Source organism: Pseudomonas sp. ANT_H12B (assembly GCF_008369325.1).
Lineage (GTDB): Bacteria > Pseudomonadota > Gammaproteobacteria > Pseudomonadales > Pseudomonadaceae > Aquipseudomonas.
In genome coordinates, this window is record NZ_VOBI01000001.1 from 42437 (window position 1) to 57365 (window position 14929).

Annotated in this window: 14 protein-coding genes; 11 read left to right on the top strand and 3 right to left on the bottom strand. The window is 60.3% G+C overall.

Annotation, left to right across the window (positions count from 1 at the left end; genetic code table 11):
• Nucleotides 1-107: 107 nt before the first annotated feature.
• The 11 genes from argH to FQ185_RS00275 all read left to right on the top strand — a co-directional run bounded on the left by argH (nucleotide 108) and on the right by FQ185_RS00275 (nucleotide 11561).
• Nucleotides 108-1535, top strand: coding sequence for an argininosuccinate lyase (gene argH / locus FQ185_RS00220; RefSeq protein ID WP_149415678.1), 1428 nt, complete (start codon nucleotides 108-110; stop codon nucleotides 1533-1535).
• A 147-nt stretch (nucleotides 1536-1682) separates the two neighbouring features.
• Nucleotides 1683-2561, top strand: coding sequence for an amino acid ABC transporter permease (locus FQ185_RS00225; RefSeq protein WP_149415679.1), 879 nt, complete (start codon nucleotides 1683-1685; stop codon nucleotides 2559-2561).
• 10 nt (nucleotides 2562-2571) lie between these two features.
• Nucleotides 2572-3336, top strand: a complete 765-nt coding sequence (locus FQ185_RS00230) for an amino acid ABC transporter ATP-binding protein (protein ID WP_149415680.1) — start codon at nucleotides 2572-2574, stop codon at nucleotides 3334-3336.
• Between the two features lie 53 nt (nucleotides 3337-3389).
• Nucleotides 3390-4214, top strand: a complete 825-nt coding sequence (locus tag FQ185_RS00235; protein ID WP_149415681.1) for an ABC transporter substrate-binding protein — start codon at nucleotides 3390-3392, stop codon at nucleotides 4212-4214.
• Nucleotides 4215-4436: 222 nt separating this feature from the next.
• Complete coding sequence (locus tag FQ185_RS00240; protein ID WP_149415682.1) at nucleotides 4437-5285, top strand: polysaccharide deacetylase; 849 nt, start codon at nucleotides 4437-4439, stop codon at nucleotides 5283-5285.
• A complete protein-coding gene (locus FQ185_RS00245; protein ID WP_149415683.1) occupies nucleotides 5278-6162 on the top strand; it encodes a polysaccharide deacetylase in 885 nt (294 codons plus the stop codon). Before FQ185_RS00240 ends, FQ185_RS00245 begins: the two co-directional genes overlap by 8 nt.
• Nucleotides 6162-7031, top strand: coding sequence for an MmgE/PrpD family protein (locus tag FQ185_RS00250; RefSeq protein ID WP_218575879.1), 870 nt, complete (start codon nucleotides 6162-6164; stop codon nucleotides 7029-7031). Before FQ185_RS00245 ends, FQ185_RS00250 begins: the two co-directional genes overlap by 1 nt.
• 16 nt (nucleotides 7032-7047) lie before the next feature.
• A complete protein-coding gene (locus FQ185_RS00260; protein ID WP_149415684.1) occupies nucleotides 7048-8226 on the top strand; it encodes an MFS transporter in 1179 nt (392 codons plus the stop codon).
• A 163-nt stretch (nucleotides 8227-8389) separates the two neighbouring features.
• Entirely contained in the window at nucleotides 8390-9097 is a 708-nt protein-coding gene (locus tag FQ185_RS00265; RefSeq protein ID WP_149415685.1) for an HPP family protein, read from the top strand.
• 202 nt (nucleotides 9098-9299) lie between these two features.
• The gene (locus FQ185_RS00270) at nucleotides 9300-10406 is read left to right on the top strand and encodes an enoyl-CoA hydratase/isomerase family protein (RefSeq protein WP_149415686.1); all 1107 of its coding nucleotides are present in this window, start codon (nucleotides 9300-9302) and stop codon (nucleotides 10404-10406) included.
• A gap of 3 nt (nucleotides 10407-10409) precedes the next feature.
• Nucleotides 10410-11561, top strand: coding sequence for an acyl-CoA dehydrogenase family protein (locus tag FQ185_RS00275; protein WP_149415687.1), 1152 nt, complete (start codon nucleotides 10410-10412; stop codon nucleotides 11559-11561).
• A gap of 107 nt (nucleotides 11562-11668) precedes the next feature.
• Here FQ185_RS00275 and FQ185_RS00280 read toward each other — a convergent pair whose 3' ends face one another.
• The 3 genes from FQ185_RS00280 to FQ185_RS00290 all read right to left on the bottom strand — a co-directional run bounded on the left by FQ185_RS00280 (nucleotide 11669) and on the right by FQ185_RS00290 (nucleotide 14921).
• Nucleotides 11669-12442: an enoyl-CoA hydratase gene (locus FQ185_RS00280; protein WP_149415688.1), complete on the bottom strand. Its 774-nt coding sequence runs from the start codon at nucleotides 12440-12442 to the stop codon at nucleotides 11669-11671.
• 14 nt (nucleotides 12443-12456) lie between these two features.
• A complete protein-coding gene (locus FQ185_RS00285; RefSeq protein ID WP_149415689.1) occupies nucleotides 12457-13584 on the bottom strand; it encodes an acyl-CoA dehydrogenase in 1128 nt (375 codons plus the stop codon).
• A gap of 143 nt (nucleotides 13585-13727) precedes the next feature.
• Entirely contained in the window at nucleotides 13728-14921 is a 1194-nt protein-coding gene (locus tag FQ185_RS00290) for an acetyl-CoA C-acyltransferase (protein ID WP_149415690.1), read from the bottom strand.
• Nucleotides 14922-14929 lie beyond the last annotated feature (8 nt).

The window sequence follows — 14929 nt, forward strand, 5'->3', positions numbered from 1 at the left end:
AAACTGCTTTGGCCTAACCACGCCCGGTTGAATTTTTTTGACCAACGGCAAGTGTTCGGGGCCCGGCACACCGATTTCAGTTCGCTTTACCGACGAGGAAAACAACAATGTCTCAAACCACCGACCGTCTCTGGGGTGCCCGCTTCAAAAGCGGGCCGTCCGAAGCCCTGGCGGCCTTGTCCCGTTGCCCTGAGCGCTACTTTCGCCTTACCCCGTACGACCTCGCCGGTTCCAAGGCTCATGCCCGTGAATTGCAGCGCGCCGGGCTGCTCGACGAGCAAGAAACCCAAACCATGCTCGACGCGCTTGAGCGCATCGGTGATGACTTTCGCGCCGGCAGCATCGCGCCGACCCTGGACGACGAAGACGTCCACACCTTCATCGAGCGACTGCTGACCGAACGCCTCGGCGCGCTGGGCGGCAAGCTTCGCGCCGGCCGTTCGCGTAACGACCAGACTGCCAACGACCTGCGTCTGTTCCTGCGTGACCACGTTCGTACCCTGGCCGTTGAAGTGCTGGCCCTGCAACAGGCGCTGGTGGATCAGGCCGAGCAACACATCGAGAGCATCTGCCCCGGCTTCACTCACCTGCAACAAGCCCAGCCAATCGTTTTCGCTCACCATTTGCTGGCCCACGCCCAATCAATGTTGCGCGACGTGCAACGCCTGGTGGATTGGGACGTGCGCACTTCGCTGTCGCCACTGGGCGCTGCGGCCATGGCCGGCTCCGCCATCGCTCGACTGCCTCAGCAGTCAGCCAAGGAAATGGGTTACAGCGGCGTCTGCGAAAACTCTATCGACGCGGTGGCCAGCCGCGATCACGTCGCCGAATTCCTGTTCATCGCCAGCATGCTAGGGATCAACATCTCCCGCCTCGCCGAAGAGTTTTGCCTGTGGTCGTCGCGGCAATTTCGCTGGGTCGCACTGGACGATGCCTACGCCACCGGCAGCTCGATCATGCCGCAGAAAAAGAACCCGGACATTGCAGAACTGGCCCGGGGCAAGGCTGGTCGCTTGATAGGTAACCTCACGGGTCTGCTGTCCACGCTCAAATCCTTGCCGCTGTCTTACAACCGTGACTTGAGCGAAGACAAAAACGGCGTGCTCGACAGCGTCGACACCCTGCTGCTGGTGCTGCCAGCCATGGCCGGGATGGTCGCGACCATGAAAGTCAACGTCGAAGAGCTGCGTCGTCAGGCGCCGCTGGGCTTCACACTCGCCACCGAAGTCGCCGACTGGCTGGCCATGCGCGGCGTGCCGTTCAAGGAGGCTCACGAAATCACCGGCGCGCTGGTCCAAGCCTGTGAGAAACACGACATCGAGTTGTGGGAAGCGTCTCCGGCGTTGCTTGCAGAGATTGACCCGCGCCTGACCGCGCAAGTGCGCGAGAGCCTGACCCTCGAAGCCGCCATCGCCGCCCGCAGTGGCTGGGGCGGCACTGCGCCGCAACAGGTGCGCGAGCAGATCGGCCGTTTGAAAACCGCCCTCGCTGCGCAGCACGAATGGACCGAGAACTATCAGGGCTTTCGCCTCTGAAGCAGCACGCAAAACCTGTGGGAGCGAGCCTGCTCGCGATAGCGGTATGACATTCAACCCCCTGTGCCTGACCCGCCGCCATCGCGAGCAGGCTCACTCCCACAGGGATTGTGTGTGACCTGAAAGAACAGTGTACGGAGAACCAACATGAGCCAGACTCAGGCAGAACGACTCCAGTCGGAGCGAAAACTGGCGGAAAACCAGTTCGATATCACCCAGTACCACCATGTGCCACGGCGATACTACGGACGGATTTTCTTCGCGACCGTGATCGTTATTGCGATGCTCGGACTGGTACGCGCCTTCGCCGAAGGCAAGATTGAATGGTCATACATCGGCCAGTTCCTCACTTCCCAGGCGATCATGTGGGGCTTACTCAACACCATCGTCATGGCGGTGTTGGCGATGGCGTTGGGCATTGTCTTTGGCGTGATCACGGCGATCATGCGCATGTCGGCCAACCCTATCCTGCGCTACGTGGCGGTGACCTACACCTGGCTGTTCCGCGGTACGCCGCTGATTCTGCAACTGCTGCTGTGGTTCAACCTGGCGCTGATCTTCCCCACCATCGGCATCCCCGGCCTGGTCGAAATGGACACCGTCAGCCTGATGACGCCGTTCGTGGCCGCCCTCCTCGGTTTGAGCATCAACCAAGGCGCGTACACCGCCGAAGTGGTGCGCGCCGGCCTGCTATCGGTGGACACCGGTCAGTACGAAGCCGCCAAGTCGATCGGCATGCCGCGCCTGCAAGCGCTGCGCCGGATCATCCTGCCCCAGGCCATGCGGGTCATCATTCCGCCGGTGGGCAACGAGTTTATCAGCATGGTGAAAATGACCTCCCTGGCGAGCGTCATCCAGTACTCGGAACTGCTCTACAACGCCCAGAACATCTACTACGCCAACGCCCGGGTCATGGAGCTTCTGATCGTCGCCGGTATCTGGTACCTGGCCACGGTCACCGTCCTGTCCTTCGGTCAAAGCCGTCTGGAGCGCCGTTTCGCTCGCGGCGCCGGCAAGCGTTCTTGAGGAGTTCAACATGAGAAGCATCGTCAAGGCCGTGAGCCTGAACAAGTACTACGACCATTTCCACGCGCTCAAGGACATCAATATCGAAGTCGAGCAAGGTGAAGTGCTGTGCATCATCGGCCCGTCCGGCTCCGGCAAAAGCACCTTGCTGCGTTGCATCAACCAGCTGGAAAAAATCGACAAGGGCGGCCTGTGGGTCGACGGCGAACTGGTGGGTTACCGGATCGTCGGCAACAAACTGCACGAACTCAACGAGTCACAGATCGCCCGTCAGCGCCTGTCCACCGGCATGGTGTTCCAGCGTTTCAATCTGTTCCCGCACATGACCGTGCTGCAAAACATCATCGAAGGGCCGTGCCAGGTGCTCAAGCGTTCGCCCAAGGAGGCGCATGAAGAAGCCGTGGAATTACTCGCTCGCGTCGGTCTGGCCGACAAACGCAACAGCTACCCGATCGAACTCTCGGGCGGTCAGCAACAACGCGTCGCCATTGCCCGTGCATTGGCCATGCGACCCAAGCTGATGCTGTTCGATGAACCCACTTCGGCACTCGACCCGGAACTGGTCGGTGAGGTGCTGTCGGTGATGCGCGATCTGGCGCAGACCGGCATGACCATGATCGTCGTCACCCATGAACTGGGCTTCGCTCGCGAGGTGTCCAACCGCATGGTGTTCATGGACGATGGGCAGATCGTGGAGGCTGGGAGCCCCGAAGAAATACTAATAAGTCCGCAAAACCCACGCACCCAAAGCTTCATTTCTGCCGTTCGAACCTAAGGGCCGTGCTTGGAAAACAAGAGCCGCCTCACAACACTCATAAGAGAACGACCATGAAGAACATAGTTATCCCAGCTGTACTCGCAGGCCTGATGGCTTCCAGCGTCAGTTTCGCCGCCGAATTGCCGGCCAGCATCAAGGCCAAGGGCGAGATCGTGGTAGCGATCATGCCGAACTACCCGCCGATGGACTTCAAGGACCCGGCGACCAACACGTTGACCGGGCTTGACTATGACCTGGGCAATGCCTTGGCCGAGCGTCTGGGTGTGAAGATCAAATGGCAGGAAACCGGCTTCGAACAGATGATCAATGCGCTGACCACCGACCGTGTGGACATGGTGCTCTCGGGCATGACCGACACCGTTGAACGTCAGGCCAGCGTGACCTTCGTCGATTACTTCACCAGCGGGCCGCAGTTCTACACCTTGCAGAAGAACAAGGATTTCAACGAAATCACCGACCTGTGCGGCAAGAAAGTCGGCACCAGCCGACGTACCACCTTCCCGGCGGAAATTGCCGAATACAGCAAGGCCAACTGCGAAGCCGCCGGCAAACCGGCCATCGTCGTTATCGGCACCGAAGGTTCGGCCGATGCTCGTGCGCAACTGCGCCAGAGCCGTATCGATGCAGCAATGCAAGGCAGCGAGACCTTGTCGTACCTGAAGACTCAGGAAAAAGACATGTACAAGACTGTGGGCCAACCGATTTCCGTGCAGTTCACCGGTATGGGCGTGAGCAAGAAAAAGCCTGAGTTGAGTGAAGCGGTGAAAGTCGCGTTGCAGAGTATGGTCGATGACGGCACTTACCAGACCATCCTGAAAAAATGGGACCTGGAGCTGGGTGCGATCAAGACTGTGACCATCAACGCCGGCAAGTAATCTGGTTCGAAATCGCCCCCTCACCCCAACCCTCTCCCCAAGGGGGAGAGGGGGAAAGGGAGCTGATCTTCATGTTTTTCAGAACCTGAGCTCGACTCAATATTTCAGGTCGCAGTAACTCGAGAGATCACCTCGGTCAGCTCCCTCTCCCTCTGGGGAGAGGGTTGGGGTGAGGGGTCGATTTTGACCGCACCAACGATCAGCAACCGGAGCGCCACACCCATGTCCTCCTCGCCACAACCCACCTGGCCCGTCCAGCACAAAGCATGCCTCGCCCTGGCCTTCGACCTCGACGGCCCGACCGGCGATGCCATGCTCAACGGCTCGATCTGGCGCAAGCCCGAGTACTTCGGTTTCGGTGGTTACGGCCCTTACCGCGCATTGCCGCGAATCCTCGATTTGCTCGACGAGTACCAGATCCCGACGACATTCTTCGTCCCGGCCTGGGTCGTGGAGAACTGGCCAAAACAGTGCCAGGCGATTGTCGAGCGCGGGCATGAAGTGGCCTGCCACGGCTACAAACACGAATCCTTTTACGCCCTGACGCTGGAACAGCAAAAGGACGTGATGAACAGATCCCGTGAAGTGTTCTGGAAGCACCTGAACATCCGCGCCGAAGGTTTTCGCACCCCGTCCGGGGACTGGCGGGCCGAGACCCCGGCGATGCTGGTGGAAGCCGGCGTGACCTACTCCAGCAGCATGCGTGGCGATGACCGCCCGTACCTGGTGAAGGTCCCGGGCTTTGAAACGCCGCTGGTGGAAATCCCCGGCCGCTGGGAAATGGATGACTACGCCTCCATCGCCTATACGCGAGCGCCGGACTTCCCCTCGGGCTTGGACCGCACCGCCAGCTACGCGCTGACGCTGGACAACTGGTGCCGCGAGTACGACGGCGCCATGAATGAAGGGCTGTGCCTGACCACCCTGTTCCACCCCAAGATCACCGGTAAACCGGGGCGCATCCTGTTGCTGGAAAAACTTTTCGAACACATGCGCCAGCGCGACGATGTCTGGTTCGCCACGTGCCGCGATGTCGCCCAATGGTGGCTGAAGGCGCATCGCCATGGCTGATTCCACTGTCTGGCCCAAAGGCTACCGCTGCGCCGTGGTGCTGACCGTCGATTACAACGACATCCACGGCATCCTCACCCAGGCTCCGGAAGTCGCCGGGCGTGACAAGACCCTGTCGGTCTGGCGCTATGGCAGCCAACGCGGCGTCGACCGCTTACTCGGATTGTTCGCAGAACTGGGGGTATCCAGCAGCTGGCTTATTCCCGGCATCGTCGCCGAGGAAAACCCGGAACACATCCGCGCGATTCAGGCCGGCGGGCATGAGATTGCCTGCGCCGGGTATCGCCACCAGAACTACGACACCCTCGACCTGGCCGCGCAGAGCGCCGAAATCGCCAAGGGCTGCCAGGCATTGACGGCACTCACTGGCCAGCGTCCGACAGGGTTTCGCATCCCGGCCGGTAACGGTGCGCCGGGTTTTATCGAGGCGTTAAAGGATCACGGCATTCACTGGTCTTCGTCGTGGCGCGGCGATGATTTGCCATTTGCGCACCCGACGGCGCCGGAAGTGATCGAGCTGCCGTTGCACTACGAACTCGAAGACGAGCCCTACTTCGCCTTCAACCTCAGCCCCGCCGTGCCACCGGCGCAATCGCGGATCGCCTCTTACAGCCACACCCTGGGCAACATGCAAATGGACTTCGCCGGGTTTCACCGGTTCGGGCTGTGTTATGTGCTGCGACTTCACCCCGAGATCATCGGCACACCGGGACGGATTGGCGTGTTGCGCGAATTGCTTGAAGGGATTCAACAGCACAATGACGTGTGGATTGCCACAGGTGCCGAAGTTGCCCAGTGGTGGGCGGATTCGGCGGCACCGGTCACGGAGGATCATCCGGCGGCGGTGTATGAGCGCCATTATCGGGATTACATCTGATGAGTGAGCGAATGCAGCGATTGGCGCAATTTTGTGTCGACACGGGATTTGAAGACTTACCACCGGCATTGGTGGCACAAGCCAAACGGCACATTCTCGACACCTTCGGCGCGACATTGGCCGGGGCCGACAGCGATATCGCGAAACAGGCGCGTCAGGTGTTTGCCGGGGAAACCGGCGGCACGTTGATCTGGGGCACCGATCAGTGCATCGGCGCCGCTCAGGCGGCAATGCTCAACGGTATCGCCACCCATGCGCAGGAACTGGATGACACCGGCGGTTGCGACCATTCCGGCGCGGTGGTGTTGCCAGCCGTGATGGCGGCGGTGTCGATGTCTGAGCAATCGGTGAGTGGCCGAGAATTGATCATGAGCCTGCCCTATGCCCTCGCGGCCCGACTGGTCCAGGGCCATTGCCGGCTGGAGGCTTATGACGATGAACAACGGAGCGATCCACGGATTGCCCACTGGATGTCGCGCATCCGTCTTGAAGTGGACCCGCAACTGTCAGAGGATGGCGAGCCCGTCGTCAGCGTGCGGACCGTGGACGGTCGGCAGGCTAGCCTGTGCGTTGACGTGCCGCTGGGTGCGCCGGGCAATCCGTTGAGTGATGTGGCGCTGGAGGAGAAGTTTTTCAGTCTGGCTGGGCGGGTGATGCCGCAGTTGCAGGCTCAGGAATTACTCGGGCAGTTGTGTCGGCTGGAGGAATCGAATTGCATTGAGACCTCGATCATTCCCACGCTCCGCGTGGGAATGCAGCCCGGGACGCTCCGCGTCCCAGAAGCGGACGCAGAGCGTCCGGTGAGGCATTCCCACGCAGACGGTTCGACGCCTCGACGTGGGAACGATCAAAGCCAAACACCAAAATAAGGATATTTGCACCACCGTGGCCACTTACTCACTCGTTATCCGCCGCTTGATGATCGTTTCACTGACCATCGTCGTCAGCCGCGCCATCACCAGCCCGTTGCTCACGCTATTCCTGAGCAACAAACTCGGCCTCAACCAACAGGACGTTGGCTTGCTGCTAGGCATTGCGGTGTTCATCGCCACCCTGCTCGCCCTGTACGGTGGTTACATCATCGACCGTCTGGAGAAGCGTCGGCTGCTGATCCTCGCGATGCTCTCCAGCGCCATCGGCTTCGTGCTGCTGACCTTCGCCGACAACCTCTACCTGACCACCGCCACCCTGGTGATCACCGAAACCGCCTCGGCGTTGTTCCTGATCGGTTCCAAGGCGATCCTCAGTGAAAACCTGCCGATGGGCCAACGCGCCAAGGCGTTTTCCCTGCGCTACACCCTGACCAATATCGGTTACGCCACGGGCCCGATGCTCGGTGTGGTGATTGCCGGCGTGTATCCAATTGCACCGTTCCTGATTGCCGGTGGCATCGCGTTCTTCAGTATTTTCTTGATGATCGGGATTCCCAAGGATTCGGCCCAGACACCCGCCATTGGTCAGCCCCAGAGTTTCCTCAAGACACTGGTGACCCTGAAGAACGACCGGACGCTGATCATGTTCACCTGCGGCTGCTTGCTCAGCACCGTGGTGCACGGCCGTTTCACCCTGTACCTGTCGCAATACCTGCTGGTGACTCACGACTCCAAGCGCGCCCTGGAAACCATGGCCGCCCTGCTCGCCTGCAACGCTATCAGCGTGATCCTGCTGCAATACCAGATCGGCCGTTTCCTCAAGCGCGAACAATTGCGCTACTGGATCGCGGGCGGTACCAGCCTGTTCATCGTTGGGCTGATCGGGTTCAGCATGGCCGACAGTCTGGTGTCCTGGTGCCTGGCGATGTTCATTTTCACCCTCGGTGAAATGATCATTTATCCCGCCGAATTCCTCTTCGTCGACACCCTGGCGCCCGAAGAACTGCGCGGCAGTTACTACGGCGCGCAAAACCTTGCGGCCCTCGGCGGTGCCCTGAGCCCGGTGATTTGCGGTTTTCTGCTGATGCACACCCCCGCGCCCACAATGTTTTATGCCTTGAGCGCGCTGACGGCCATGGGTGGTTTCCTGTGTTTCATGAGTGGGCGCCGGGTGGCAATAGCGCAAAATTAATGCACTGAAACCTCATTAATATGAATTTGTCAGCATCAGGAATGATCGGCACACTGTGCTGGTTCCTCCCCCAATAGTGGGAACAACTTCAAGGGCTTTCTGGGTATCCCAGCTAAGCCTTTTTTTTGCCTCGGTTTTTTTTGGTAATGGATCGATTTTTATAATGTTCGCTCGCTGGTTTCCCTCCGCCATCAATACCCGTCCCTCCGAATGGAGCCGTGCCGCCATTGGCATGTCCTTGGGCACGATGTTCAGCGTCTGGCTCTGTAGTCAGGTGTTCGGCATGCAGGTGGCGCAGCACTTGATCGGTCCGCTGGGTGCATCGGCGGTGCTGCTGTTCGCCGTGTCCTCCGGCGCCCTCGCCCAACCGTGGTCGATTCTGGGTGGTTACTTGAGCGCCGGAGTGGTTTCGCTGCTGGTCGCTCACGTACTCGGACGCACGCTGGGCAGCGCTTGCCTGGCGGCCGGCATGGCGCTGATTCTGATGTGTTGGTTGCGTTGCCTGCACCCGCCGGCCGGGGCACTGGCGTTGCTTTTAGTGTTGGCGGACCCGGCAACGATTGCCCTTGACTGGAGAGCGCTCGGTCCGGTCATGCTCAGCGCAGCGACCATGTTGCTTAGCGCCCTGGCCTACAACAATCTGACGCGCATTCGTTACCCCAAGCGCGCCAGCGAACCGGTCGCTTCGGTGCCCGCCGATCACCCGCCCATCGACAGCCAGGCAATCACCGCCCAAGACCTGAAACTGGCTTTGGCGCAGATGGAAGCGTTTTTCGATGTCACTCCCGAAGACCTCGAACAACTGATCCACATCAGCGAGCTGCACGCCAAGCGCCGTAGCATCGGTGAGGTACTTGCGCCACGGCTCTGAGCACGCCGCGGATGCATTTCACCGGTAGCGGTGGGTTTTTGGACTACGATCAAGCGGCGCTGGAAGCCGACAACCATCATGCAAAAATGCACAGGCAACCTGCACTTATCCGGGTTGTACATCACAAATTTGCACTGGTACGATCCAGCATCGCTCGCGCGCGAGCTTCTCTATAAAGAACAATAAAAGCAGGGAGTTACTGATGACTGCTCAGGTTTCATCGAAAGGGACTTCGTCCATGGATGCCACGCAAAACGAAGTGCTGGCCGAGGTTCGCAACCACATCGGTCACCTGACCCTCAATCGCCCCGCCGGCCTCAACGCCCTTACCCTGGACATGGTTCGCATTCTGCAGCGTCAGCTCGACGCCTGGGCTGTGGATCCACAGGTGCACGCAGTGGTGTTACGCGGTGCTGGCGAGAAGGCTTTCTGTGCCGGTGGCGACATTCGATCGCTGTATGACAGTTTCAAAAGCGGCGACACGCTGCACGAAGATTTCTTTGTCGAGGAATACGCCCTCGACCTCGCGATTCACCACTACCGCAAACCGATACTGGCCTTGATGGACGGTTTTGTCCTGGGCGGTGGCATGGGTCTGGTGCAGGGCGCGGACTTGCGGGTGGTCACCGAAAAAAGCCGTCTGGCGATGCCAGAAGTCGCCATTGGTTATTTTCCGGACGTCGGTGGCAGCCACTTCCTGCCGCGCGTTCCCGGTCAACTGGGTATTTACCTCGGCGTCAGCGGTGTGCAGATCCGCGCGGCCGATGCGCTCTATTGCGGCTTGGCCGACTGGTATCTGGAGAGTGAAAAGCTGGGCGCACTTGACGAGCGACTCGATCAACTGCAATGGCACGAAACCCCGCTCAAGGATCTTCAAGGCCTGTTGGCGAAACTCGCCATGCAACAACTGCCAGCCCCACCATTGGCGGCGTTACGCCCGGCCATCGATCACTTCTTCGCCCTGCCCGATGTGCCGAGTATTGTTGAGCAACTGCGTGAAGTAACAGTCGCCGACAGCCATGAATGGGCCAAAACCACGGCCGACCTGCTGGAAAGCCGCTCACCGCTGGCCATGGGCGTGACCCTGGAAATGCTGCGGCGCGGTCGGCACCTGAGTCTGGAAGACTGCTTCGCCCTTGAGCTGCACCTGGACCGTCAGTGGTTCGAGCGCGGCGATCTGATCGAAGGCGTGCGCGCCTTGCTGATCGACAAAGACAAGAAACCGCGCTGGAACCCGCCGATCTTGCAGGCGCTGGACGCCGAGCACGTCGCGAGTTTCTTCACGGGTTTTGACCGGAGCGGGAGCTGAGCCATGCACGATATCGAATTGAGCGAAGAGCAAGTCATGATCCGCGACATGGCCCGGGACTTTGCCCGCGGCGAAATCGCACCCCACGCCCAGGCCTGGGAAAAGGCCGGCTGGATCGACGACGGTCTGGTGGCGAAGATGGGCGAACTGGGGCTGTTGGGCATGGTAGTGCCCGAGGAATGGGGCGGCACCTATGTCGACTACGTTGCCTACGCGCTGGCGGTGGAAGAGATTTCTGCGGGCGATGGTGCTACCGGCGCGCTGATGAGTATCCACAATTCCGTAGGCTGCGGGCCAGTGCTCAATTACGGCACCGAAGAACAGAAACAGACTTGGTTGCCGGATCTGGCCAGCGGCCAGGCCATCGGTTGCTTCTGCCTGACCGAACCCCAGGCCGGTTCCGAAGCCCACAACTTGCGCACCCGTGCCGAACTGCGCGATGGCCAGTGGGTGATCAACGGCGCCAAGCAATTCGTCAGCAACGGCAAACGGGCGAAACTGGCGATTGTGTTTGCGGTGACCGATCCGGATCTGGGCAAGCGCGGTATCTCGGCGTTTCTGGTGCCGACGGATACAGCGGGTTTCATTGTTGATCGCACTGAACACAAGATGGGCATTCGCGCATCCGATACCTGTGCAGTGACTTTGAACAACTGCACCATCCCCGAAGCCAATCTGTTGGGTGAACGCGGCAAGGGACTGGCGATTGCCCTCTCCAACCTCGAAGGCGGTCGCATCGGCATCGCGGCGCAGGCATTGGGCATTGCTCGTGCAGCATTCGAAGCGGCGTTGGCCTACTCGCGCGACCGAGTGCAGTTCGACAAGCCGATCATCGAGCACCAGAGCATCGCCAACATGCTGGCCGACATGCACACGCGGTTGAACGCGGCGCGGTTGCTGATCCTCCATGCCGCACGGTTGCGCAGTGCCGGCAAGCCGTGTCTGTCGGAGGCTTCACAGGCCAAGCTGTTTGCGTCGGAAATGGCCGAGAAGGTGTGTTCGTCGGCGATGCAGATTCATGGCGGGTACGGGTATCTGGAAGATTACCCGGTGGAGCGTTATTACCGGGATGCGCGGATCACGCAGATTTATGAAGGGTCGAGCGAGATACAGCGGATGGTGATTGCCCGAGAGCTCAAGCACTATTTGGTGTAAAGCCTAAAAGCATCGCGGGCAAGCCCGCTCGCACAGGGATCTTCTGTGTACACCTGGGACACTGTGGGAGCGGGCTTGCCCGCGATGACGTTCGCAAGAACGCCCTATTACTTACCGACGAACTCAGCCTCACGCTTGGCAATAAACGCCGCCATCCCTTCTTTCTGATCCTGCGTCGCAAACGCCGCATGGAACACCCGACGCTCAAAGCGTACGCCTTCCGACAGGCTAACTTCGAACGCACGGTTAACGCTTTCCTTAACCATCATCGCAATCGGCAAGGACTTCTTGGCGATCAACGCAGCAACTTTCAACGCTTCTTCCAGCAATTCATCTGCCGGAACAATCCGCGCGACAATCCCGCAGCGCTCCGCTTCTACCGCATCGATCAGTCGACCACTGAGGCACATTTCCATGGCCTTGGCCTTGCCCACGGCGCGGGTCAGGCGCTGGGTGCCGCCCATGCCTGGCAGCACGCCGAGGTTGATTTCCGGCTGACCAAATCTGGCGTTGTCGCCAGCCAGGATGAAGTCGCACATCAGCGCCAGCTCACAGCCACCGCCCAGCGCGAAACCGTTGACCGCCGCGATGATCGGCTTGCGGCGGTTGGCCACGCGATCGCTGTCGCTGAACAGATCGTCGAGGTAGATCTGCGGATAGGTCAGCTCAGCCATTTCCTTGATGTCGGCGCCGGCGGCGAAGGCTTTTTTCGAGCCGGTCAGCACGATGCAGCCGATGTTCGAATCGGCTTCCAGGCCATCAAGCGCGTGGTTCAGCTCACTGACGATTTGCGCGTTCAACGCATTCAGGGCTTGCGGACGGTTGAGGGTGATCAGGCCAACACGGCCATGGGTTTCCAACAAAATCGTTTCGTAGCTCACAAGTACTTTCCTTCTTAAAGATTGCGCGAAATAACCATGCGCTGAATATCGCTGGTGCCTTCGTAAATCTGACAGACCCGCACGTCGCGGTAGATCCGCTCCAGCGGGAAGTCGTTCAAGTAACCGTAACCGCCAAGCGTTTGCAACGCCGAGGAGCAAACCTTTTCGGCCATTTCCGAGGCAAACAGCTTGGCCATGGACGCTTCGACCAAGGCCGGTTTGCCGCTGTCTCTTAACGCCGCAGCGTAATGCACCATCTGCCGGGCGACGGCGATCTGGGTCGCCATATCGGCGAGACGGAACGCGACCGCCTGGTGTTCGATAATCGGCTTGCCGAAACTCTCGCGCTCACGAGCGTAATCGCGAGCCGCTTCAAACGCGGCGCGGGCCATGCCCACCGATTGCGAAGCGATGCCGACACGGCCACCTTCAAGGTTGGCCAGAGCGATCCGGTAGCCTTCGCCCTCCTCGCCCAACCGGTTAGCCACTGGCACCTTCACGTCTTCAAACAGGATCTGGCAGGTGTCGGAAGCATGTTGACCGAGTTTGTCTTCGACCCGCGCGACTTTGTAGCCCGGCGAATCGGTCGGCACGATCAACGCCGTGATGCCACGCTTGCCGGCACTCGGGTCAGTCACCGCAAACACGATCACCACGCCGGCGTTCTGCCCGGAGGTGATGAACTGTTTACAGCCGTTGAGCACGTAGTGATCGCCATTCAACTTGGCGCGGGTTTTCAGGCCGCTGGCGTCGGAGCCGGCCTGTGGTTCGGTCAGCGCAAAGGCGCCCAGCATCGAACCGCTGGCCAAGGGTTTGAGGAAGCGTTCTTTCTGCTCATCGGTGCCGTACTTGAGGATCGGTACGCAACCCACCGAGTTGTGCACGCTCATGATGGTCGAGCAGGCGCCGTCGCCGGCGGCGATTTCTTCCAGGGCCATGGCGTAGGCCAGGTAGCCGGTGTCGCAACCGCCCCACTGCTCCGGCACCAACATGCCGAAGAAGCCCAGTTCGGCCATCTCGCCGATGGCTTCCTTGGGAAAGCGATGCTCGCGGTCCCATTCGGCGGCGAACGGCTTCAGCCGTTCCTGGGCAAATTGCCGGGCGGCTTCGCTGATCTGAAGTTGTTCGTCATTGGGAATCATGCCAAGTCCTTAAAAATCAAGTTGAAACGCAAGACTTTGTGGGAGCGGGCTTGCCCGCGATAGCAATCTGTCGGACGACATCGTTGGCGTCTGGAAAACCGCCATCGCGGGCAAGCCCGCTCCCACAGTGATTGGCGTCAGCCTTAGTACAGGCATTCCACGGCCATCGCCGTGGCTTCACCGCCGCCGATGCAGATCGCTGCAATCCCGCGTTTCAGGCCTTTCTGGCGCAGGGCCGAGAGCAAGGTCACGAGGATCCGCGCACCAGACGCACCGATCGGGTGGCCCAGGGCGCAAGCCCCGCCGTGCACGTTGATCTTCTCGTGGGGAATCTCCAGTTTGCTCATGGTCACCAGGCTGACCACCGCGAAGGCTTCGTTGACTTCGAACAGCTCGACTTCGTCCATGGACCAGCCGGTTTTTTTCATCAGCTTTTTGATCGCACCCACCGGAGCGACTGGAAACAGGCCCGGGGTATCGGCAAACGCCGCATGGCCATGAATCACTGCCAGCGGCTTGAGGCCGCGCTTTTCAGCTTCAGACCGGCGCATCAGCACCAGTGCCGCCGCGCCGTCGGAGATCGAGCTGGAATTCGCCGCGGTGACGGTGCCGCCGTCGCGGAATGCCGGTTTCAACGAAGTGATCTTGTCGAGTTTGGCTTTCGGTGGCTGTTCGTCATTGCTGATCAGCACCTGCTCTTTACCGACGGTCACGGTGAGCGGAACGATTTCGTCCTTGAAGCGGCCGTCCTTGATCGCCTGCTGCGCGCGGGTGGTCGAGGCAATGGCAAACGCGTCCTGGGCTTCGCGGGTGAAACCGTTGGTTTCGGCACAATCCTCGGCGAAGGTGCCCATCAGGCGACCCTTGTCGTAGGCGTCTTCCAGACCGTCGAGAAACATCGAATCGAGTACCCGACCATGGCCCATGCGGTAACCGCTGCGGGCGCGGTCCAGCAGGTACGGCGCGTTGGACATGCTTTCCATGCCACCGGCGACGACAACGTCGGCGCTGCCGGCGATCAGCATGTCGTGGGCCAGAATGGCCGCTTCCATCCCCGAACCGCACATCTTGTTCAGGGTGGTGCAGCGGGTCGACTTATCCAGCCCGGCGCCCAATGCAGCCTGACGTGCAGGGGCCTGGCCGAGGCCGGCGGGCAGTACGCAGCCGAACAGCACTTCTTCAACGGCGTCCGGTGCAACACCGGCGCGTTCTACTGCTGCGCGAATCGCGGCAGCACCGAGTTGCGGCGCAGTCAGGCTTTTCAGTTCGCCCTGGAAACCGCCCATCGGGGTGCGGACGGCGCTGACGATAACGATTGGATCGTTGGCAATAGTCATGACAAATC

Coding starts and splice junctions, on each gene's coding strand:
- argH (WP_149415678.1), top strand. CDS start 108: ATGTCTCAAACCACCGACCGTCTCTGGGGTGCCCGCTTCAAAAGCGGG.
- FQ185_RS00225 (WP_149415679.1), top strand. CDS start 1,683: ATGAGCCAGACTCAGGCAGAACGACTCCAGTCGGAGCGAAAACTGGCG.
- FQ185_RS00230 (WP_149415680.1), top strand. CDS start 2,572: ATGAGAAGCATCGTCAAGGCCGTGAGCCTGAACAAGTACTACGACCAT.
- FQ185_RS00235 (WP_149415681.1), top strand. CDS start 3,390: ATGAAGAACATAGTTATCCCAGCTGTACTCGCAGGCCTGATGGCTTCC.
- FQ185_RS00240 (WP_149415682.1), top strand. CDS start 4,437: ATGTCCTCCTCGCCACAACCCACCTGGCCCGTCCAGCACAAAGCATGC.
- FQ185_RS00245 (WP_149415683.1), top strand. CDS start 5,278: ATGGCTGATTCCACTGTCTGGCCCAAAGGCTACCGCTGCGCCGTGGTG.
- FQ185_RS00250 (WP_218575879.1), top strand. CDS start 6,162: ATGAGTGAGCGAATGCAGCGATTGGCGCAATTTTGTGTCGACACGGGA.
- FQ185_RS00265 (WP_149415685.1), top strand. CDS start 8,390: ATGTTCGCTCGCTGGTTTCCCTCCGCCATCAATACCCGTCCCTCCGAA.
- FQ185_RS00270 (WP_149415686.1), top strand. CDS start 9,300: ATGACTGCTCAGGTTTCATCGAAAGGGACTTCGTCCATGGATGCCACG.
- FQ185_RS00275 (WP_149415687.1), top strand. CDS start 10,410: ATGCACGATATCGAATTGAGCGAAGAGCAAGTCATGATCCGCGACATG.
- FQ185_RS00285 (WP_149415689.1), bottom strand. CDS start 13,584: ATGATTCCCAATGACGAACAACTTCAGATCAGCGAAGCCGCCCGGCAA.
- FQ185_RS00290 (WP_149415690.1), bottom strand. CDS start 14,921: ATGACTATTGCCAACGATCCAATCGTTATCGTCAGCGCCGTCCGCACC.